Annotated in this window: 15 protein-coding genes; 9 read left to right on the plus strand and 6 right to left on the minus strand. The window is 54.9% G+C overall.

Annotated features, from left to right (window positions below):
- Positions 1–201: 201 nt before the first annotated feature.
- The 3 genes from B2R17_RS26480 to B2R17_RS26490 form a co-directional block, all read right to left on the minus strand.
- Positions 202–4,356, minus strand: a complete 4,155-nt coding sequence (locus B2R17_RS26480; RefSeq protein WP_286766353.1) for a DUF3857 domain-containing protein — start codon at positions 4,354–4,356, stop codon at positions 202–204.
- A gap of 263 nt (positions 4,357–4,619) precedes the next feature.
- Entirely contained in the window at positions 4,620–5,297 is a 678-nt protein-coding gene (locus tag B2R17_RS26485; protein ID WP_286766354.1) for a 3-keto-disaccharide hydrolase, read from the minus strand.
- A 323-nt stretch (positions 5,298–5,620) separates the two neighbouring features.
- Entirely contained in the window at positions 5,621–5,788 is a 168-nt protein-coding gene (locus tag B2R17_RS26490; protein ID WP_199169778.1) for a hypothetical protein, read from the minus strand.
- 332 nt (positions 5,789–6,120) lie between these two features.
- Between B2R17_RS26490 and B2R17_RS26495 the strand changes: the two genes are divergently transcribed.
- From B2R17_RS26495 to B2R17_RS26530, 8 genes are all read left to right on the plus strand, one after another.
- Entirely contained in the window at positions 6,121–8,559 is a 2,439-nt protein-coding gene (locus tag B2R17_RS26495; RefSeq protein ID WP_286766355.1) for a phosphoketolase family protein, read from the plus strand.
- Positions 8,556–9,677 carry an acetate/propionate family kinase gene (locus B2R17_RS26500; RefSeq protein ID WP_286766356.1) on the plus strand — a complete coding sequence of 374 codons (1,122 nt, stop codon included), beginning with the start codon at positions 8,556–8,558 and terminating at the stop codon, positions 9,675–9,677. Before B2R17_RS26495 ends, B2R17_RS26500 begins: the two co-directional genes overlap by 4 nt.
- Positions 9,677–10,288, plus strand: coding sequence for a hypothetical protein (locus B2R17_RS26505; protein WP_286766357.1), 612 nt, complete (start codon positions 9,677–9,679; stop codon positions 10,286–10,288). The genes B2R17_RS26500 and B2R17_RS26505 overlap by 1 nt, the downstream gene beginning before the upstream one ends.
- Positions 10,289–10,420: 132 nt before the next feature.
- On the plus strand, positions 10,421–11,341 hold the full coding sequence (locus tag B2R17_RS26510) for a CHAD domain-containing protein (protein WP_286766358.1): 921 nt from the start codon (positions 10,421–10,423) through the stop codon (positions 11,339–11,341).
- Positions 11,342–11,466: 125 nt separating this feature from the next.
- Positions 11,467–12,060: an exopolysaccharide biosynthesis protein gene (locus B2R17_RS26515; protein WP_286766359.1), complete on the plus strand. Its 594-nt coding sequence runs from the start codon at positions 11,467–11,469 to the stop codon at positions 12,058–12,060.
- A gap of 243 nt (positions 12,061–12,303) precedes the next feature.
- Entirely contained in the window at positions 12,304–13,182 is an 879-nt protein-coding gene (locus tag B2R17_RS26520) for an SgcJ/EcaC family oxidoreductase (RefSeq protein ID WP_286766360.1), read from the plus strand.
- 91 nt (positions 13,183–13,273) lie between these two features.
- Positions 13,274–13,747 (plus strand): DUF1579 domain-containing protein, encoded by a 474-nt coding sequence (locus tag B2R17_RS26525; protein ID WP_286766361.1) that lies wholly within the window; start codon positions 13,274–13,276, stop codon positions 13,745–13,747.
- Positions 13,748–13,796: 49 nt separating this feature from the next.
- Positions 13,797–14,558, plus strand: a complete 762-nt coding sequence (locus tag B2R17_RS26530; RefSeq protein ID WP_286766362.1) for a YciI family protein — start codon at positions 13,797–13,799, stop codon at positions 14,556–14,558.
- A gap of 274 nt (positions 14,559–14,832) precedes the next feature.
- Here B2R17_RS26530 and B2R17_RS26535 read toward each other — a convergent pair whose 3' ends face one another.
- Positions 14,833–16,092, minus strand: coding sequence for an RNA polymerase sigma factor (locus B2R17_RS26535; RefSeq protein WP_286766363.1), 1,260 nt, complete (start codon positions 16,090–16,092; stop codon positions 14,833–14,835).
- 133 nt (positions 16,093–16,225) lie between these two features.
- Positions 16,226–16,468 carry a hypothetical protein gene (locus tag B2R17_RS26540; RefSeq protein ID WP_008658394.1) on the minus strand — a complete coding sequence of 81 codons (243 nt, stop codon included), beginning with the start codon at positions 16,466–16,468 and terminating at the stop codon, positions 16,226–16,228.
- Between the two features lie 256 nt (positions 16,469–16,724).
- Here B2R17_RS26540 and B2R17_RS26545 point away from each other — a divergent pair, with 256 nt between their 5' ends.
- Entirely contained in the window at positions 16,725–18,614 is a 1,890-nt protein-coding gene (locus B2R17_RS26545; RefSeq protein ID WP_286766364.1) for an alpha-amylase family glycosyl hydrolase, read from the plus strand.
- A gap of 37 nt (positions 18,615–18,651) precedes the next feature.
- Here the strand turns inward: B2R17_RS26545 and B2R17_RS26550 are convergent, their stop codons facing one another.
- Positions 18,652–20,109, minus strand: coding sequence for a DUF1501 domain-containing protein (locus B2R17_RS26550; RefSeq protein WP_286766365.1), 1,458 nt, complete (start codon positions 20,107–20,109; stop codon positions 18,652–18,654).
- Between the last annotated feature and the right edge of the window lie 9 nt (positions 20,110–20,118).

A 20,118-nucleotide genomic window follows, 5' to 3' on the forward strand; every position in this document is an offset into this window, starting at 1 on the left:
GCTCGGTGGTCCCCCACCGAGTCGAGCCTAGACTCACAGCGACTGAGCAACCGCTGTTCTGGAATTTTTCGCAGACAGGTTGGGCGGATTGATTGGGGCCGCGCATGTGAGAGTACGCTTCTGCGTGTCTGCTTGGGACGCGAGCTCAGCGTTTCACGGCGGGGGCCGCCGTGTTACAGGTTGCGCAAGTCGACGAACGTCTTACTCTTCAGTCGTTTCCAATGACTCAATCCATCGGTTGGCGAGTTCGACGCAGCTGGCGCCGGTGGGTTCATCGAACATTGCCGGTTGGACTTCGCGGTAGTATCTCTCCGCTGCTTCGGGCAGACCGCACCGCTGTGCAATTCGTCCTCTCACGAGTTGGTCAAACGACTCATCCAAGCCGTTGCGGGCATTGATCGCTTCTGTGAGTGTCGAAAACGCCTTCGTCAGTTGTCCGTCATCGGCGTAGACGCATGCGAGCGTGTGAAGGTTTGCCGACAGCTCACGCACGGTGATAGACTTGTTCCTTGCCGCCAAAGCTTCTTCGATGCACTCCGCAGACTTTCCGACAAACAAACTGCGCCATCCAATCGTGCTCAGCAAAGAAGTGATCTCGGGCTTTTTCTCGTGCAGCTGACGGGCGTATTCCAACGCTCGATCGTGGCCATCGGTCTTGGTTAGATAGGCCAGATGCGAGTTGATGCCGCTCGCTGACTCCTGCCCCTCGAGCAGCTTCATTGTCGACTCCGCCTGTTCATATTCGCCCAGCCCGAGTTCCGCTTTAAGACGTGCGTTCAATAGCTCGGGATTGAGTGGGTAATTCTCCAGCATCTGAGTGGAGAGCTCGAGCAACTCTTCAAAACGTTGTTGTCCGGCGAGGTAAGTGAGGCGACAACGGTCAATCTGCAGTTGCAAGAGAGCAGGATATTGATCGCGTACTTTGACAAGTTCATCAGCGATGCTTTGGTCAGCCCTGTTTCGCGATGCGAGAATCAACGCCGCGAGCCGGAGAGCTTGAACGTCGGATTCAGAGGAAGCAAACCAGCTTTGCGCAAACGGAGACGCGGCAAACTGATTGAACATGCCCACCCGATTGCGTTCGACTTGGTAGAGCGGATTGATCCATGCTTTCGCCTCTTCGACGTGCCCATTGTCGATCAGCTCAAGTGCCTTGATCCCATAGTTGTGCAAGAATCTGCCGGGATGAAGGATGCGAAAGGAATCGCCGTCACGAACCACCTGCCGCGTGATGGACGAATTAGGAATATCGACGTCGTCAATAATCGATGCGGTCACGGTGTAGCCACCGACGTCATCGCCTTCCACTTCGAATTCATACAGACTCACCATGTCCTCGCTAAGGGCCGGTTGCCCAAATGTCGTTCGAACGACCTCGTAAAGTTGATGGAGAGCAGGAGGCAACCTCTCGATGTCAGCAACAATGAACTCGTCGTTGTCGGAGGAAGTGTAGAGATCACGCAGTTTTTCGAGGTCAGGACCAAATCTCAGGCACCGCGCCAAAAAGCTTTGCACGACGGATGCTGGATCCGACGGTTCAAGCTTCACGTCTTCGTAGCGCTGAAGATAGCGAAGAGTGGAAGAAACCCCCTGCAGGTCCGAACGTGTCTCCAGGAACTCTTGCAGCAGTTCATATTGGCGAAATGTTCGAAGCCGAGCAGCGACGTTAATCTGAATGAAGTTGCTGTCCAACGTGTTTGGGGCTTTATCGATGAGGCGATTTCCGGCTGCAACTCCATTTTGATTGATCTCAGCCACTGCCAGGAATATCCACGGTTCACCGAGCGTCGGATAAGATCGGACCAATCGTCGTAAAGCCTGAGTGTCTTCCAAATGAGCCAGAAGAAGGCCGTAGTTGACGACCACTAATTCGTACGCTTGCTCATCGAGAAGCGAGCGATAGATTTTGGCGGCTTCCAGCATCAATTCGCGGTCGCTGTAGCGAGTGAGTTCGCTATCGTGTTCAAGGACCATGGCGAGGTTGTACCGACCATCGACGCTAGATGGATTCAGTTCCACCATGCGGCGCAAACTCGACACCACCTTCTCTCGATCAATGCCGGGATACATGTTGTGACCACGTTGGTCGTGCATCGAAGCCCAAGCTGATGCCCAATGTGCCAGTTCGGACTCGGGAGCGTCAGCTACCAATTGGTCCGCGACCTCCTGCGACTCCCGAACCAGACCAACCTTCAGCAAGGCACTGGATAGCTCACTGCGATTGAAAAGGTCGTCGGGTGATTCCTCCGCGATTTGAAGCATTTGATGAAGCGCACCAGCCTCCTCACCATTTTCAAACTTCAGCGTTGGTTGATAGGCAAATTCGATGGGCACAAACCACTCCGAGGGAGCAGCGTTGTTCGACAAAGCCAGGAATTCGTCACGAAATTCTGGCAATTGTTCCGGACTCAATTTGCCATCGCCCGTGTTCAGTTGAATTTGAAAATGAACCGTGCCGTCCGGGTTCGATTCGCAAGACATTGCGACTTGGAACTTGCCCACCTGAATCGTTTGGCGTTTGGGTAAGGAAACGACTTCGAATCCACTGGGCGGATGCAATTCCATTTCGGTGCGATAGATAAACCGACTGATCTCATAGGGGATCGTTCGCTCGATCGCATCCGGGTCTTCAGGAAGCTGATCGCATTCCGGCCCAATAAATTCGTACGGCAGATAGTTGAATGCGGCACCGGGGTCCAGTTCGATCACCAGCCTGCCGGCATCGTTGGTGCAGATGCCGGTGGAGTCCAAATTGTATTTGACAGTGAATTCGGGTGAGGTGGGTTGGTTAGGATCGTCGTAGTCCAGTTCAGACAATTCCGCGTCACCGTAGATTTCTTTGAACTGGTCTTTCAGCGACGTCTCGATTTGCGGTCGTGTCTGACTTGCATAAGCCGCTCGCATGTAACTCGCGAAAATCCCGGTGGAGCTGGAAGTGACTCTCGCGGTTGACGGCCCGTTGGCTTTCAACTGATAAACGGTTTTGTACCGCCGCATGTTATCGCTGGAGCGACTTGCACGAGTCCTTCGCAGTTTTTTAGTGGTCGGAGCTGCCACCAACGTCAGCCTGTCCTGGTCGCTGATAGGCAACTCTCCGAAAGACGTGTACGACGCCGTCATGTCGATCCACGTTTCTTTCAGATTGTCTTGGCGAGGAACGTAGACGATCGCATGGTCAAACGCATTCAAAGCCGGCGCATCGGCGGCCGCATCTACAAACGATTGCGTGCTTTGCAAGGCAACGTACGCTTCGATATCCAATTGCCTTAGCATTGCAACCATCAAGCAAGCTTGGTCTTTGCAGTCGCCATAGCGTCTTCGCAACGTATCGATTGGGCGGGCGGGTTGGATTGCAGAAACACCAAATTCAATTCCGGTGTAGCGAATGGAGTTCATGATCTGTTCCCACGCGGTCGTGACCAGCGTTCGGCGGTCGTCCTCGTCATGATCTGCTCGCCAAGCTTGCTTGACCTGATCGGGCAGATTGCCCAGTTCGCTGTCGGCGATTTGCCGATTGACCATTTCGTCGTAGTACTGAGCGATTTCGGCCCACGATGTCCCCGTGCAATACGTGACGAAGGACATCGGTGTATGGTCAGACGGTGCGTAGTCCCAGAGAACCTCGAGCGGGTCGGGCTGGTTTTGCTTCAAGCTCCAAACCTGTTCGTCCCCGTCTCGTTGAATCTCCAAGGGGACGGTCTTGCCAACGCAGTGCAACGAAAGGTCGATGGACGCATCGGCTCGCACTTCGGCGTAAAGGTGGTGACATTTGGAAAAACGTTCCCAGATGACATTGCCAACGATGCCGGCGGGGCAAAACGCGGTGTGTTCCGTGGTGATGACTTCGGTCTCGATGATGGAACCGATTGCGATCGCAGGAAGTGGTGCGGTCAGAATTCGCGTGTCCGTGTAAACCTGATTCTGAACATTGGAACCGGACGATTCCGTGATCGTGGCTGGATCCAATTCGTGAACATGTCCGTCCCGAGTGATCACCCGGGCCCGCATCAATGGCCGCTCCTCCAGCCAAGGAGTCCAAGCGGCAGCCAGACTTCCCCGCGTTTCGATGTCATCTCGCGATAAAATTCGATACACGTGCCTTTCCGTGTTGGTCACGCGATGGTCGGCCGAAATCTGAATTCTTTCGTCCCAAACCAGGTACTCGCTTTCGTCCGCTTCGGGATGAGGGATCTTTGCGACTGCATCCAGCACCGCGTCCGCTTCTGCTTCAAACAGATCGCCTTCCCATGGCAAATCAACGCCGACTTCAGCGGCGTTGGCAGTACCAGTCGTAAACACTGCCAGTGCGAATGACAGACTCCAAGCCAGAGAAAGAAAGCAAGTCCGAGAGCGCATTGGCGAGGGTCTCCGTTGGGCAGGTTGGCGGCGAGGTGCAGAGTTTAATTCATTCCAATGTCGGGGTTGGGGGGAAGCGGTTAGCCAAATGGCGGAAACAAAAAATTAAGTGCGGATCGAAGGGTTTGTAAGTGCTGTCGCGTCAAACTTTTGCTGGATTTCAATCGTTATTCACACAAAAAAACACCGCGTCATGAAATGACACGGTGTTCAAAGTTTGGTGCGAGCGAAGATCGCTTCGGCAAGCCAGCCTTGTTGGTTGACTAGTCGTCCAGTGGCATCACTTCCGATTTTCGGATGTGGACGATGCTGCCGGGGTCGTGTTGTTGGAATGCGAAGTGGCCGGGGCCATAGGTCTTTTCAAAGTCCATGTATTCGTACAACTCGTTGCCATCGACGGTGATCTTGATACGAGTCATGTCGCGTCCGCGCCAGTTGTCGTCTTTGACTTCGATCTCGTAGGTGAACCAGGTGTCTGGTTTGACCAAGGGTGCGTAGACGTGGCAAAAACCATATAGCGAACCGGTGCGGATTGGATCGGTGTGTGTGCTGTCGACTTGGGCTTCGTAACCGTCCATGAAACCGGGTTTGCGTGTGGTGCGAAAGTAAACGCCCGAGTTGCCGCCGTCGTTGATTTTGACTTCCGCGCGGTAGCGAAAATTCTTGTACGGGCCCGATGTGTTGACCAACATCGACACACCGCCGGTGCCTTTGATCACGCCGTCGACAACTTCCCATTTGCTGTCGTCTCGCCCCACTTTCTCCCAGCCTTCCAACGATTCACCGTCGAACAGAGTTGTCCACTTGGCCGACTCGTCGCCTTTCGCGTTGTCTTCCCCTGAAACACTGTCTTCCCCTGAAACACTGAGGCCTGCAAATGAAACGCACAGTGCGAGGGCGAGCCCCATCGGATAGCGGAGCGAATGAACAAGGTTCGTCATGTTGTTTCTCTGATGTGACTGAATTGGAAAGACAACCTGCCTGAGACGCGTTGTCGAGCAGGCCGATGTCGAATGATTAAAACTACCGCGGTTGCGTTTGTCCATAGACTGAGGGGCGAACGCGAAGCAAGCAAGCGGGATTCATTTGGGAAAGCGAGTCTCCTGGGTGTTTCTGGCGTTTTTAGTGGACAACCGGGGCTAACGCCCAAACGGCTGATGTGGTTGTTTTCGGAGCCTTTTGAGAAGGGACTTCGCGACGTTGCGTTGGATTTTTTGTCAGCGGAAGATTTCGACTGGCTACCGCGAACATTCGAGCGGCGACCTCAACTGTTGGCCGGTGGCTCGGTGACTTTTTCCAATGGTTTGCCGCAGCAACGAAATTCGGGTTCGCAGCCCTCGCAGTCGCAGCCTTTGGTCACATGAATCTCCATCTGGCAGTTCACGCATCGGTACATGTCGCCGACTTGAGGTGAGTCTTTTGAAACAGACATGAGAGGTCTCCTTTGTGAAGTGGTTTCGATCCCAATCATCGCGTGATCGGATTTCACTCGACGATGACAGCGATTTGTGCGCCGAGCAGATGTTCAGGTTCGAGACAACTCCATTTTTCGCCCGCAGCTCCATTTTTCGCTAGCAAGGGAAGTCAAAAATCAGCTCGTCGGCATGCGATTTGATTCGCTTCGAGTGGATGTCCATTGAACTCCAGGCGGTGTGCTTGGATGGAGGCTTGAACGTTTGAAATGGCTTGGGCGGCGACGGAAGTGGTCCGCTGGTTCGCCATAGCAACGCGATCGGCCAGATTCATTCCACGGCTGTCTCGAAGATGAGAGGAAACACTCACGTGATCCAGCGACCCAGCCTGGCTGATTTGAATTCGTATTGGTTGGCCACCAACTATCTGTCCGCCGCTCAGATTTATCTGCGCGAGAATCCTTTGCTGCAAGAACCGCTGCGTCCGGACCACATCAAGCCTCGCTTGCTAGGACATTGGGGGACGTGTCCCGGTATCAATCTCATCGCCACGCACTTGAACCGGTTGATTGTGAACCACGACCAACCAACGTTGCTCATCACGGGACCGGGGCATGGGGCTCCCGCCGTGCTCAGCAATCTGTTTTTGGAAGGTTCGCTCGGTGAACGCTATCGCGAATATGAGGTTGATGGAGAGGGAGCGAAAAATCTGGTGCGTGATTTTTCTTGGCCGGGCGGTTTCCCGAGTCACCTGACACCAGCCACGCCGGGGACGATTCACGAAGGTGGCGAGTTGGGCTATGCGTTGGCAACCGCATTTGGTGCGGCGATGGACAACCCTGACTTGTTGGTGGCGTGCATTGTCGGCGATGGCGAAGCGGAGACAGGACCGACCGCCACCGCTTGGCATTTGACGAAGTACCTCAATCCGGAACGCGATGGTGCGGTGTTGCCGATCGTTCATTTGAATCAATACAAGATCGCCAGCCGTACGATCTTCGGCGCGATGTCCGATGGCGAGCTGCGAGATCTCTTTCACGGCTACGGGTACGAGCCGATCCTGATTGAAGCCCACGACTCGGAGAATTCAGCGGATGAAAAGGTCCCGGTCGCTAATCATCGTGAGGTCGCAAACGCGTTCGATCAAGCGATCGATCGCATTCAAAATTTGCAGCGTTGTTGGCGAAACGGCGAGGGAGAGCCTCGACCTCGTTGGCCGGTGATTCTGCTGCGATCGTCGAAGGGTTGGACTGTTACGAAGGAACTCGATGGCGAGCGAATCGAGGGGACTCATCGGTCTCACCAAGTTCCAGTGGAAGATCCGCGAAATGATCCGCAACACCTGGAGGCTCTGGATAGTTGGCTGCGTTCCTACCAACCGGAGGTCTTGTTCGAGGAAGACGGTTCGCCCAAGCCGTCTATCACACATTGGTTGCCGAAGGGTGCACGGCGTCTGGGGATGATCCCCGAAGCGAACGGAGGTTCAATTCGCAAACCGATGACGATTCCCGATTGGAAGCAATACGAACTCGACATCGATAGGAACCATCGAGGCCGCGAAACGGCGAGCGACATGAAAACCACCGGAGAATTTCTTCGCGACGTCATCGATCGCAACCGAGGCCGGTTTCGTTTGTTTTGCCCTGATGAATTGAATTCGAACCGGTTGGGAGCCACGTTGGATGCAAGCCAACGACAGTTTGTGTGGCCCACTCCAGCGGACGATCCAAACATCGGAATGCAAGGCAGTGTCTTTGAAATGCTGTCGGAACACACCTGCCAAGCTTGCATGCAGGGATACTTGCTGACCGGCCGTCACGCGATTTTTCCGTGCTACGAGGCATTTGTTTCGATCGTCGATAGCATGATGGGGCAGTACGCGAAATTCTTAAAGCGTTCGGATGAGATCGAATGGCGAGACCAAGTGAGCTCCTTCAACTACCTGCTCAGCAGCGAAGGTTGGCGACAGGATCACAACGGCTACTCGCATCAAATGCCGGGCTTTCTGAACATGCTGCTCAACAAAAAAGCCCAGAACGTCCGCGTCTACCTGCCGCCGGATGCCAATTGTTTGTTGTCGACGATCGATCATTGCATGCGAAGCACGGGCAAGATCAATCTGGTGATCGCATCCAAGCAACCGATGCCACAATGGTTGTCAGCCGAGGAAGCCGAAGAGCATTGTCGAAACGGATTGTCGATCTGGGATTGGGCCAGTTCACCAGCCGACGAAAAAATCGATGTCGTTTTAGCGTGTGCCGGCGTCTATCCCACCGCGGAAGCAGTCGTTGCCTCGCGTCTGTTGCGACAAACCATTCCAGACTTGCGGATCCGATTGGTGAACATCACCGACTTGTTGATTTTGGAGCAGCAGTCGTTTCACCCGCATGGGCTGAACAACGAACAGTTCGATCACTTCTTCCCACCGGGCACACCGGTCATCTTCAACTTTCACGGCTACCCTTCGGCGATCAAGCAATTGCTTTGGAATCGTCCAGGCCATGAGCGGTTTCGCATCAATGGCTACATCGAAGAAGGCACGACAACGACGCCATTCAGCTTGCTAGCGGCCAACGGAATCGATCGCTACACGTTGGTCGATCAAGTCCTCTGTGCCGGTGCGATCGAGCGTCCTGAATTGCGAGAGCGATGCGTCCAAACGCGAGCTCACTTCCAAGACGTGAGGGCGGAGATGATTCGACACGCACAACACAATGGCGAGGACATGGCATCGTTCACGCAGTGGGAAATTGAACCGCTTGCCAACGCCGTGCAAGGAGACCCGACATGAAATTGCTCTGTTTGAATCCCGGAAGCGGAACGCTGCGATACCGAGTGGTGGAGACGGAGCGATATGAATCTGACTTGCCATCGCCGGATCTTGATCGCGGAATGGTCGACCGCATCAAGGGAAAAGAGAAGGTCGCCGAAGAGGCAGTCAAGCTGTTCAGGCGGATCGGAAACGACTCACTGGACGCGGTAGCGATTCGTTTCGTCCATGGTGGCCCGTTTTGGAACCAACGTTCGCGAGAGATCGATGCGAACGTGCTGCAGACGCTCGAAGAAGTCCGGCATCTGGCTCCGTTGCATGTGCCAACCGCGATTGCCGTTGCTGACGCGATCCGTAACGAGACGCGTTTAAAGGTGCACGCGGTTTTCGACACAGCGTTTCATCGCACACTTCCGGAGCATGTTTGGCGGTATCCGTTGCCGTACGACATCGGCGAGCGATATCGACGAATCGGTTTTCACGGGTTGGCACACGAGTCGGTTTTCAACGCGTGGGATCGGGAGTCGTCGAAGGTTTTGTCACTTCACTTTGGCGGTGGTGCCAGTGCATGTGCGATCTTGGATGGCAAAAGCATTTGGACGACGATGGGGCTGACTCCGCTGGACGGTTTGATGATGAGTTCGCGATCGGGCAGTTTGGATCCCGCGTTGGTGCTGTCCTTGCTTCGCGATGGTCGCTCGATCGACGAAGTGGACGAGATGCTCAACCGAGCGAGCGGGCTGCTGGGCGTATCCGGGATCAGCGACGACACGCGAGATTTGTTGCCCGCCGCGGCAACAGGCAACTCACGAGCTGAACTGGCACTGCAAATGTATTCAGCTCGAGTCCATGAATGCATCGGGGCAGGGATTGCCGTCTTAGGTGGTTGCGATGCGCTGTTGCTGTCAGGAGCTTTGGTGAAAGAGTCGGCCGAGTTTCGCCGTCGGTTGCTTGGCGATTTGCAATGCTTTGGAATCAAGCTGGATGCGAATCGGAATGACCGAGACGATGAACTGCAGCAACCGACGCTTCTATCGGCTGATGACGCACGAATGCCAGTGGCATTTGTGCCCGCCGAAGAAGAATTGCAAATGGCGCGGCAAGTCGTTGCATCACAAGCTCTTGCGGATGTCACGTGATGAGTGTTGCGACACTCGAACTGCGTTGGTTCTTTCAAGAAAGACCTGAATGGTTTGACAAAGCCGCTGAGTCTGCATGGCGGTCCGAGCGAAGTGTGCGCACGGATTGGTACGCGATAATTGCGGACCGAAACTCCAGCGTCAAATTGCGAGGCGTGACCGAAGAACGCGGACGAGAGCGACAAGAGAACGTGGATGCGACACCTTCGATCGAGTCAAAGATCTTGCAATCGACCGACTGCCATCCCATCGCTGACAAGCAATCGTTGATGATCGAACGCTGGGTCAAGCACACCCTGCGAACTTTGGATCCTTCCGCGAAAGAGGACGCTGAGCTCAGGCAGTTGATCACGGAGAACTGGTTGCCAGTTCGCAAGGAACGGTTGCTCTATCAAACCGAGGATTCGATACAGATTGAATTCGCGACGGTTGAGCTTCTCGGCGGAACCTATTGGACGCATTGCATCGAAGCACCAACCGAGTTTGACGCGGGGAACTTGGTCCGATGGCTAGGTGACTCGGGGCAACCTGGGATCGCTCCGATTGAGGTGATGACTTGGAATCCGCAACAATCCTGGCCATCGTGGCTGCAAACAAGGATGTTGGTATGAAATGTCACACGTCTATGGTGGGAATGAGATTTGCGACTTTGCGACAAAGAATCGGTTTGCGACTCGGAATAGAATTCAAGAAAACGGTCGCGCGAGCCAAACATCGATTGATTACTGAAAGCCGGATGAATCATGCCTTACCGAATCAAGCGAAAAGAATCTGTTCAAGCCGCGACACGGCGAATCGCGACGGAACAAATCGACAAGGCACTTCGTGAAATCGACGAAGCGGCCAAAGATCGGAACCACGCCATTCATCAGGTTCGGAAGAGATGCAAAAAACTTCGTGGTCTGTTGAGATTGGTTCGGCCCGCGCTCGGGAAGACTTATCAAAAGGAAAACAAAGCCATTCGAGACGCGGCGAGGAGGATCTCGGACCTCCGTGACGCCCAAACGACCGTCGACAGTCACGACCGACTGATGACTCGGTTTGACAAGCAGATTGACCGAGACGCGTTCGCATCCACTCGTCTTCGATTGGCAGGAAGGGTCCAGAAGATTCCCAACCAAAAAATTGATCGTGAACTCGCCAAAGTGCGATCAGATCTTTCAGATGCAAGGCGTCGCGTCGGGAAATGGAAGTTGGACGAGAAGGAATACGACGCGGTGCGGAAAGGAATGATCAAGACGCGAAAACGCGCGGAGAAGATGTTGCATAAGGTCATGCGGGACCCGACAACAGAATCGTTGCACGAATTTCGGAAACGTGTGAAGTATCACGGGTACCATCTGCGTTTGCTTCGCAACGTCTGGTCGGATGCGATGCACCCCATGGAGCGGTGGTCCAGTGACCTTGGTGAACTTCTGGGCGATGATCACGACCTGGCGGTTTATCGACAAAGCGTGCTTGATCGATCAAAGAAGGAAGGCAAGGTGTCGAAGAAGCATCAGCGTGTGCTTGGCAAACTGGTCGATCATCGACGGGAAACCTTGCAGAGCTCATCGCTGACGCTGGGACGCAAGTTTTTCGCGGAATCGACAGATTCGTTCAGCGATCGTATCGGTGCCTATTGGTCGTTGTGGCGAGAGGATTCCAACTCAAATTCGCGTTGACTCGGCCAACGAAAGTTCGTTCAAGGATGTGTCGGGAGAACGGCCGCGGACTTGGTTCGAAAGTTGCTCAATGTCGGTTTGTCTGAATTGCCCAACCGATTTCAATTGCTTTCAAAGGATTGGAGATGAGTACCGATCACAACGCCCCCATCGAACAGATCATCCATCAAATCGATGAAGTCGCCGAGAACAACGAACAGGTGAAGTTTGGCCAAGTCATGGACGCTGTTGGACGAAAGTCGTTCGCGTCGTTGCTGCTGATCGTGGGCGCGATCATGGTGTTGCCTGGTCCCGCTGATATCCCCGGCGTCCCTGTGTTGTTGGGGACACTGGTGGTCATCTTGTGCGGCCAAATGCTGGCTGATGCCGACCACGTTTGGATCCCTGGTTGGATGGAACGATGGGAGATCGGCCAAAGCAAAGTCCAGAAAATGTTGGACTGGTTGCGCAAGCCTGCGTCCTGGATCGACAGCATGACCGCTCAGCGATGGACTTGGATGATGAATCACGCCACGATCAGCACGCTGGCGGTGGCCGCGATTCTGGTGGCGATGAGCACGCCGGTTTTGGAATTCATTCCATTCAGCGCCAACCTGGCCGGAGGAGCCATTTTCGCGTTCGCTTTGTCGATCCTGGCTCGCGATGGTTTGCTGGCGGGAGTCGCTGTCTGCATCGCGCTGGCCACGTTTGGCTTGGTGGGATACCAGTTGCTTGCGTGAGTCACCTTTGCTGGCCTAGCACGCCGTGGCGTCTGGACGCTCGCCACGCTGATTCACTCTTCCTCCGGCCGGAACCACCTTCGCAGAAAAAGTTTGCTTTCTTTTCGCCGCTGATGTCGATCGTCGACAAACGAAATCGACTATCTAAGAGTCACCGCCAAATCCAATGGGTTTGGAAGGTGAACCATTCGGTGCACGTGAACATTTTCATAGTGAAGCAAACATCCTGATGGAGGAACATCAATGCGAGTCATGGTGATGGTGAAGGCGTCCGAAAGTTCAGAAGCGGGGAAGATGCCCGACGAAAAACTGCTGACCGACATGGGGAACTTCAACGAAAAGCTGGTCGAAGCCGGGATCATGAAAGCCGGTGAAGGATTGAAGCCGAGCTCCCAGGGAGTCCGCGTCCACTTTCAAGGAAGCGACCGAACGGTAACGGACGGACCATTCGCGGAAACGAAAGAACTGATCGCTGGCTATTGGATCTGGGAAGTCAGTTCGATTAGCGAAGCGATCGATTGGGTGCGGCGTTGTCCGAATCCGATGATGGAAGATTCTGACATTGAGATTCGTCCGATCTTTGAGATGGCAGATTTCGGCGACGAGATGACGCCGAAGTTGCGAGAGCAGGAAGCTGCCATTGAGCGAAAAACGCAGAATGACGCGGAAGCCGACGTACGGCGAATGGTTCATCAATGGACCAAGGCGTTGGAAGCTCGTGACTACGACGGTTTGGTCGCGAATTACACTGAGGATTCAGTGCTGTACGGGGGCATTCCACCGTACAAGACCGTTGGACCACAGAACATTCGCAAGCTTTGGGAAGGTTGCTTGCCGCACTTTCCTGAATTCAAATCGGTTCATCAAAATCTGACGTTCGATGTCGGCGATGATGTCGCCTTCGTTCATGGTTTGCATCAATTCCAAACCTCCCCGGCGGATCATCCCGCCGGGCAATCGTGGATGAGAGTGACAATTTGTTTTCGGAAAATGCACGGGCAGTGGAGGGTGTTGCACGAACACGTGTCGTTGCCCTTCAATCCGATGACCAATGAGGCGTGGAAGATCAAAGATCCCGCTGTTTTGGACGAGCCCTCGTATGGTGCAGATGCTTGCACTTGAGAACCGACGATCGTGACGCACCGAGTCCGCGTTGCGATGGTTTGAATGGCTGTTTTTGTTTGCCCCATCTCCTTCAACATTGAGTCTGTTTATGTTTGCCAAACCACAATCCGAGCATCAATGGCTCGAGCAAATCCTCGGCGAATGGGAATTCGACCACGACTGCAAAATGCCCGACGGATCCAGCACGACCACGCACGGCAAAATGTCCTGCCGATCGCTGGGAGGCATGTGGGTGATTTGCGAGAGCGGCGGCGAATCTGCCGAAGGCGAACCTTGGTCGTCGATTATGACGCTGGGGTTTGACACAGCCGACGGTCATTACGTCGGGACCTTTGTAGGATCCATGATGTCGAACATTTGGCCGTACGAAGGCTGCTTGGACGAGTCCGGCCAAAAGTTGCTGCTGAGCTCGCGTGGTCCCGCTTTCGATGGGGCAGGAAAAGCGAACTATCGAGACACGATTCACATCCTCGATAAAGACACGTGGATGATGACCAGCGAACTGCAAGACGAAAACGGTCAGTGGATTGAGTTCATGAGTGGCAAGCACACACGTTGCTAGCGGATTGTTGACTTGACGCATCCACATTCAAGCGAAGTGAGAGAATGGCATGAAGTACATGTTGATGATTTACGGGACGGAGGAAGATTGGACGGAGGACGAGCGTGAACGCTGCATGCTGGATTCGATGGCGATCTGCGATGAGTTGGCGGTGGAGGGCAAATGGCTCGATTCTTCGCCGCTTCATTCCGTCACGACCGCAACCAGTGTTCGTGTGCGAGAAGGCAAGTGCGAAGTGACAGACGGTCCGTTCGCAGAGACGACCGAGCAGTTGGGCGGGTACTACATCATCGATGTGCCCACGCGTGACGAAGCGGTTGCGATCGCGAGTCGGTTGCCACCAGCAAAGAAGGGAACCGTTGAGATTCGTCCCTTGCTGCCCGTTCCCATGCCGATGCCATCGTTGAGCGAGGATTTGATTTCGCTGCGAACGAAGGAGAGCAATGCCGGGAAAGACTACATCGTTCTGCTTTACGCTGCCGAAGGAGCCTGGCCACCGGAAGAACATTCGGCCGCGTTGGAGGAATCCATTCGTCTGTGCCATGAACTGCACGAACAAGGCAGCTATCGAGCTGCGGCGCCGTTGCAGTTGCCGACGACCGCGACATGCGTGCGGGTGCGCGGCGGCATTCAAGAGATTGTCGATGGTCCGTTTCCGGAAACCAAGGAACAGCTCGGCGGCTACTTCTTGATCCACGTCGCGGATCTGGATCAAGCGATCGCGGTCGCGTCGAAGATCCCGGGGACCAGACGAGGCACGGCGGAGATTCGGCCATTGTTTCCGCTGCCGGTGCCACATCGGTCAGGTTGAGTTCGGCTCGTTGCGACAGTTCAAGCGTGCGTGGTGGGACGAGTGATCGAAGGCGGTTATGAGAGTTGTGTGTGGGAACCGGGGTCTATCGCCCAATGGCACTTGCTTTAGAATCAATCGAGGGGATTTTGTTAGCGAAACGGCGCAAGTCGTCTGGTAAATCGTGGGTGTTTTCCGGCGTGTCACCGGACGGCTCGCGCCGTTCCGCTACAAAGTAGATCGCATTCGGCTGTCGCCCGACGGCTGATGTTGGTGTTGATTCTTCGATGCGTGATCAACTGCCGAGGGCGTCTTTTAGGATTGCAAGCTTCTGACTCAGGAATCTTTGTTCCGGGTCGTTCATTGCTAGCGAGAGTGCTTGTTCGAACGCTTGGATGGCATCTTCCTGCTTGCCCATCCGCCGCAACAATTCGCCCCGTGCGGAGTGGGCCAAGTAGTGATCGCGAAGATGGCCGGCATCGAGAATTGCTTCGATTTGCTTTATGCCTTCCGCTGGCGTGTCTCGCATTGCAATGGCGACGGCACGATTGAGTTCGACGACCGGCGAGGGCTGGATTCGCAGCAACACGTCATACAACGCAACGATCTGTGACCAGTCGGTCTCACTGGCTCGTACGGCTTCGGCATGCACGGCCGAAATTGCTGCCTGAATCGTGTAGGTTCCAATCCGTCGAGTACGGAGCGAACTCTGCAACAACTGACTGCCTTCTTCGATCAAGTTCCGGTCCCACAAAGAACGATCTTGATCCTCCAGCAAAACGATGTCGCCGTCTTCATTCACTCGTGCATTGCGACGTGACTCGTGCAACAACATCAACGCGAGCAAACCTGCGACTTCGGGATCGGGCAGGAGTTCCAACAACAGCCGCGCCAATCGGATGGCTTCGGCTGACAGATCGGTTCGCAGCAGCGTGTCGCCGCTCGTCGCCGAATAGCCTTCGTTGAAAACCAGATAGATGACGGACAGCACGGCGTCCAACCGCGAAGGCAGCTCGGACAGTGTCGGGATCGAAAACGGAATTCCCGCGTCGCGAATTTTGGCTTTGCCACGGACGATCCGCTGAGCCAACGTGGATGGTGACAGCAGGAACGCTCGAGCAATTTCCTCGGTTGTCATCCCACAAACTTCTCGCAAGGTCAGCGGAACTTGGACCTTTTGGTCGATCGCAGGGTGGCAGCACGTGAAGATGAGTCTCAGCCGATCGTCCTGGATGTCTTGCTCGGCGACCGAATGGTTGGCGGATTCAATTTGGTCGATTCGCCGAACCAGTTCCGGTTGCAAATCATCGAAGCGTCGGCGGCGGCGAATGCGATCGACTGCTTTGAAACGCCCCGTCGATATCAACCAAGCCGCTGGGTTGTCCGGAATGCCATCGTGGGCCCACTTCTCCATCGCGGCGGCGAAGGCATCGTGCATGGCTTCTTCCGCCAAGTCAAAATCGCCCAAAACCCGAACCAGCGTCGCGAAAACTTTTCTCGACTCGGTTCGGTAGATGCGATCGATTTGGTTGGAGACTGCTTGGGCGGAGCTCATCGGCGGCGGGACTTGCCATGCTTTCCGGTGTCACGGGGCAAAGCGATGAGCATAGTCCAAACGCGTGTTTCAACGCGAGATCGTCCGCCGGCTTGAAACCTCATCGCAGCCGATTGTCTCCGAGAAAATCTGACTACGGATTGGTCTCAACCGGTTCGCGATCGATGCTGGCGTCGATGTTTCCTGCCGCACGGTCGATTGCGTTGGCGGCACCGTCGGCAGCATCTTTGGTTGTCTCGACGAGCGACGATGTGTCTTGCTTCATTTTGTCCGTGTCGACACGAACCGATGGATCACCATCGTCCGATGTGAACCGCAACCAACCAACGACAGCCATCAGCAGAACGATTGCGACAACGAAAATGAGGGCACGCATGGGATTTCTCAGGGTTAGGTGGTATGGCTGGCCCGCCGAGGCTTTCTCGATGGCCGATTTTGATTCAGTTTGGAATGCGACGTGACGATGGACCGCCACGCTCGAGGTTTGATGCCGATGCAAGTGGCATACCAGCATCCGAGTCCGCGGATGCGATCGATTCCGTTCCGAGGAAGTGACGCGGTTGCAAAGGCGTGGCACGAGAATTGCCAACTCCAATCCGGCTCGAGAAATTTGGCTCCGGTTGAGTCGTGCGATGTTTGATTCGCTGCACCGGACAGTTGCTCAGCGTTTGATCGTCATTGAAGGGCGTGAGATGGAACAGACTGCGTTGTTGGACGGAATGGAAGAAAAGGCGGCTGAACAGTCGCAAGTTGCCAAGTCAGGAATGGGGGCCATCGTTCACGACGACGGAGTTGCGTTCCGAGTTTGGGCACCCAACGCGGATCGCGTGAGCGTTGTCGGCACGTTCAACGACTGGCGATCAGATGCCACTCCGCTGAAGCGAGAAGAGCACGGGACTTGGTACGTCGACGTTGCCAATGCGAAAGCGGGTGACGAATACAAGTACAGAATCACCCGAGGCGACAACTCCTTTGATCGCATCGACCCGTACGCCCGCGAAGTCACCAACTCGATCGGCAACGCGGTCGTCTACGAAGACACATTCGATTGGAAGCATCCGACCTTTCACCGGCCGACTCAGAACGAGTTGGTAATCTATGAGATGCACATCGGAACGTTTCATCGTGACGATCCCGATCAACCCGGAACGTTCTCCGATGCGGTTGCGAAGTTCAAGCATCTCAAAGAGCTCGGAATCAACGCGATTCAGATCATGCCGGTCGCCGAGTTCGCTGGGGATCTGTCGTGGGGCTACAACCCAGCGCACATCTTTGCGGTCGAACAGGCTTATGGTGGTCCGGACGCGTTGAAAGCGTTTGTCGACGCAGCACATGAAGCTGGTTTCGCGGTGATCATCGACGTCGTCTACAACCACTTTGGCCCCAGCGATTTGGATTTGTGGCAGTTCGACGGTTGGAGTGAGAACGACAAGGGCGGCATCTATTTCTATCAGGATCACCGGTCCAACACGCCTTGGGGCGACACGCGACCTGACTACGGTCGCGGCGAAGTTCGCCAGTTCATCCACGACAACGCAATGATGTGGATGCGGGAATACCATGCTGATGGATTGCGGTATGACATGACCGCCTACATTCGCACGGTCTCCGGTATCGGCAACGACGACATCGCGGAAGGCTGGGGATTGATGCAGTGGATCAATCGCGATTTGCGAAACGAGTTCCCGGGGTGTTACTTGATCGCGGAAGACTTGCAGACCAACAACTGGTTGACCAAGACGGAAGACCAAGGCGGTGCGGGCTTCACAACCCAGTGGGACGCGGCCTTCGTTCACCCGATCCGAGCGGCGGTGCAAGAGATTGACGATGCACATCGAGACATGTGGGCGGTGCGAGACGCGTTGTGTCATCGATACAACGGCGACGCTTTCCAACGAGTCGTGTACAGCGAATCGCATGACGAAGTTGCCAACGGCAAGTCTCGCGTTCCCAGCGAGATCGATGCGGAGGATCCCGAAAGCCGCTTTGCAAAAAAGCGAACGATCCTGGCAGCGGCTTTGGCGTTGACTGCACCGGGAGTTCCGATGTTGTTTCAAGGCCAAGAGATGTTGGAAGACGACTGGTTCGAGGACACGGATCCGCTCGAGTGGGAACGGACTCGCCGCCTTCGAGGAATCAAACGTCTGTTCCGTGATCTCATTCACTTGCGTTTGAACAAAGACGGTTTGTCAAAAGGGTTGACGGGCCAACACATCGTGATGCATCACGTCAATGAAAATGACAAGGTCGTCGCGTTCGTGCGGCGCGCCGAGGATCCTCAAGACGACGTCTTGGTGCTGGCCAACTTTGCCAACCGTTCTTGGGATCAATACGAAATCGGATTTCCCGATTCAGGCGATTGGCAATTGAAGCTGAACACCGATTGGTCCGGCTACGATCAAGACTTCGACGATCACCCGGTTGAACATGTCGATGCGACGGACCAGCCGTACGACGGTTTGGCAGCCAGAGCCGAAGTGTCGTTCGGTGCTTACGCGGTGCTGGTGTACACGCGGAAGTGAGGCTTGGATAAGCGAGTCCCAAGGCCGATCACGAACCTTAATGAAGGACTTCGTTGAGGACGTGGCCGTGGACATCTGTCAGGCGACGTTCAAAGCCGTTGTGATAGTAGGTGAGCCGCTCGTGGTTCAAACCCAACAGATGCAAAATTGTGGCGTGGAAGTCGTAAACGGTGCTGACATCCTCGATGGCTTTGTAACCGAATTCGTCGGTTGCTCCGTATGTGAAGGGGGCTTTGACGCCGGCTCCCATCATCCATGCGGTGAAGCCTTCCGGATTGTGGTCACGTCCGCTTGCTCCTTTTTGGAACGTTGGCATGCGTCCGAACTCGGTCATCCATACGACCAAAGTGTCTTTCAACAGCCCACGCCGCTTCATGTCTCTCAGCAGAGCGGCGCAGGGTTGATCGAGCACCGGACCGTGCTTGCTGTATTGTTCGTGAAGCGATTTATGTCCGTCCCAATTGCTCACACCTTCGCCGCCGGTTTGATAGGCGCCGTTGAAAAGCTGCACAAAGCGGACACCGTTCTCAATCAGCCGCCGCGCAAGGATACAGTTCTTCGCGAATTGTGCCTTCAAAATGTTCTGCGAATCGTCGGCACCGTATTCCCTCAGGGTGCTCTTCGATTCGCTCGATAAGTCGGTGACTTCGGGAACACTCAACTGCATTCTCGCCGCGAGTTGATAGCTGGAAATCCTGGCTGCCAATTCGGTATCACCCGGAAAGTGTTCGAGATGCCGTTGGTTCATCCGTTCTAGAAAACCGCGAGTTGCTCGATCGGTTTCGGGACTGACACCCGCCGGGATGTCTAGGTTATCCAGCGGTTTGAGGGCACTGAATTCGGTGCCTTGAAAGGCGGCCGGCAGAAATCCTGGTCCCCAGTTGTTGACGCTTGACTGCGGAGTGCCACGCGGATCGGCGATCGCGACGTAGGCGGGTAGGTTTTCGTTTTCGGTTCCAAGGGCCCATGTCGCCCACGCTCCCATACTGGGGAAACCGTCGAGCGTTTGACCAGTCGACATGAAGTTTTCGCCGGGCCCGTGCGTGTTGGTTTTCCCCGTCAACGAATGGAAAAAGCACATGTCGTCGGCAAGTTCTCCGAGTTGAGGCACCAGCTCCGAGATCATCTTGCCCGACTGGCCACGTGGTTTGAACGCCCACGGACTCTTGGTCAGCATCCCTTGTTCGCCTTGAAACGTTACCAAGGACTCCGCACCCGGCATCGGCTGACCGTGGCGTTTGATCAGCTCCGGTTTGTAGTCAAAGGTATCGAGTTGACTGCAAGCGCCAGCGCAAAAGATCACCAACACGTTTTTCGCAGCGGCAGGATGGTGCGGAGGTCGGCTGGCAAACGGTTTCGCCGGATCGATGTTCGGGCGAATTGGTGTTGAATCAGCGAGCAATCGTTGTTGATCAAGCAAGCTCGCCAGAGCGATGCTGCTTAGCCCAGACGTCGCTTGAGTGAGAAAGTGTCTGCGGTTTAGGAATGGAGTCATGATTTGCTC

The organism is Rhodopirellula sp. UBA1907 (assembly GCF_002337565.1).
GTDB lineage: Bacteria > Planctomycetota > Planctomycetia > Pirellulales > Pirellulaceae > Rhodopirellula > Rhodopirellula europaea.

Bases quoted from the DNA above. Each gene is read 5' to 3' on its own strand.
- B2R17_RS26480 (WP_286766353.1), bottom strand. From the start codon at position 4,356: ATGCGCTCTCGGACTTGCTTTCTTTCTCTGGCTTGGAGTCTGTCATTC.
- B2R17_RS26485 (WP_286766354.1), bottom strand. From the start codon at position 5,297: ATGACGAACCTTGTTCATTCGCTCCGCTATCCGATGGGGCTCGCCCTC.
- B2R17_RS26490 (WP_199169778.1), bottom strand. From the start codon at position 5,788: ATGTCTGTTTCAAAAGACTCACCTCAAGTCGGCGACATGTACCGATGC.
- B2R17_RS26495 (WP_286766355.1), top strand. From the start codon at position 6,121: ATGAGAGGAAACACTCACGTGATCCAGCGACCCAGCCTGGCTGATTTG.
- B2R17_RS26500 (WP_286766356.1), top strand. From the start codon at position 8,556: ATGAAATTGCTCTGTTTGAATCCCGGAAGCGGAACGCTGCGATACCGA.
- B2R17_RS26505 (WP_286766357.1), top strand. From the start codon at position 9,677: ATGAGTGTTGCGACACTCGAACTGCGTTGGTTCTTTCAAGAAAGACCT.
- B2R17_RS26510 (WP_286766358.1), top strand. From the start codon at position 10,421: ATGCCTTACCGAATCAAGCGAAAAGAATCTGTTCAAGCCGCGACACGG.
- B2R17_RS26515 (WP_286766359.1), top strand. From the start codon at position 11,467: ATGAGTACCGATCACAACGCCCCCATCGAACAGATCATCCATCAAATC.
- B2R17_RS26520 (WP_286766360.1), top strand. From the start codon at position 12,304: ATGCGAGTCATGGTGATGGTGAAGGCGTCCGAAAGTTCAGAAGCGGGG.
- B2R17_RS26525 (WP_286766361.1), top strand. From the start codon at position 13,274: ATGTTTGCCAAACCACAATCCGAGCATCAATGGCTCGAGCAAATCCTC.
- B2R17_RS26530 (WP_286766362.1), top strand. From the start codon at position 13,797: ATGAAGTACATGTTGATGATTTACGGGACGGAGGAAGATTGGACGGAG.
- B2R17_RS26535 (WP_286766363.1), bottom strand. From the start codon at position 16,092: ATGAGCTCCGCCCAAGCAGTCTCCAACCAAATCGATCGCATCTACCGA.
- B2R17_RS26540 (WP_008658394.1), bottom strand. From the start codon at position 16,468: ATGCGTGCCCTCATTTTCGTTGTCGCAATCGTTCTGCTGATGGCTGTC.
- B2R17_RS26545 (WP_286766364.1), top strand. From the start codon at position 16,725: ATGTTTGATTCGCTGCACCGGACAGTTGCTCAGCGTTTGATCGTCATT.
- B2R17_RS26550 (WP_286766365.1), bottom strand. From the start codon at position 20,109: ATGACTCCATTCCTAAACCGCAGACACTTTCTCACTCAAGCGACGTCT.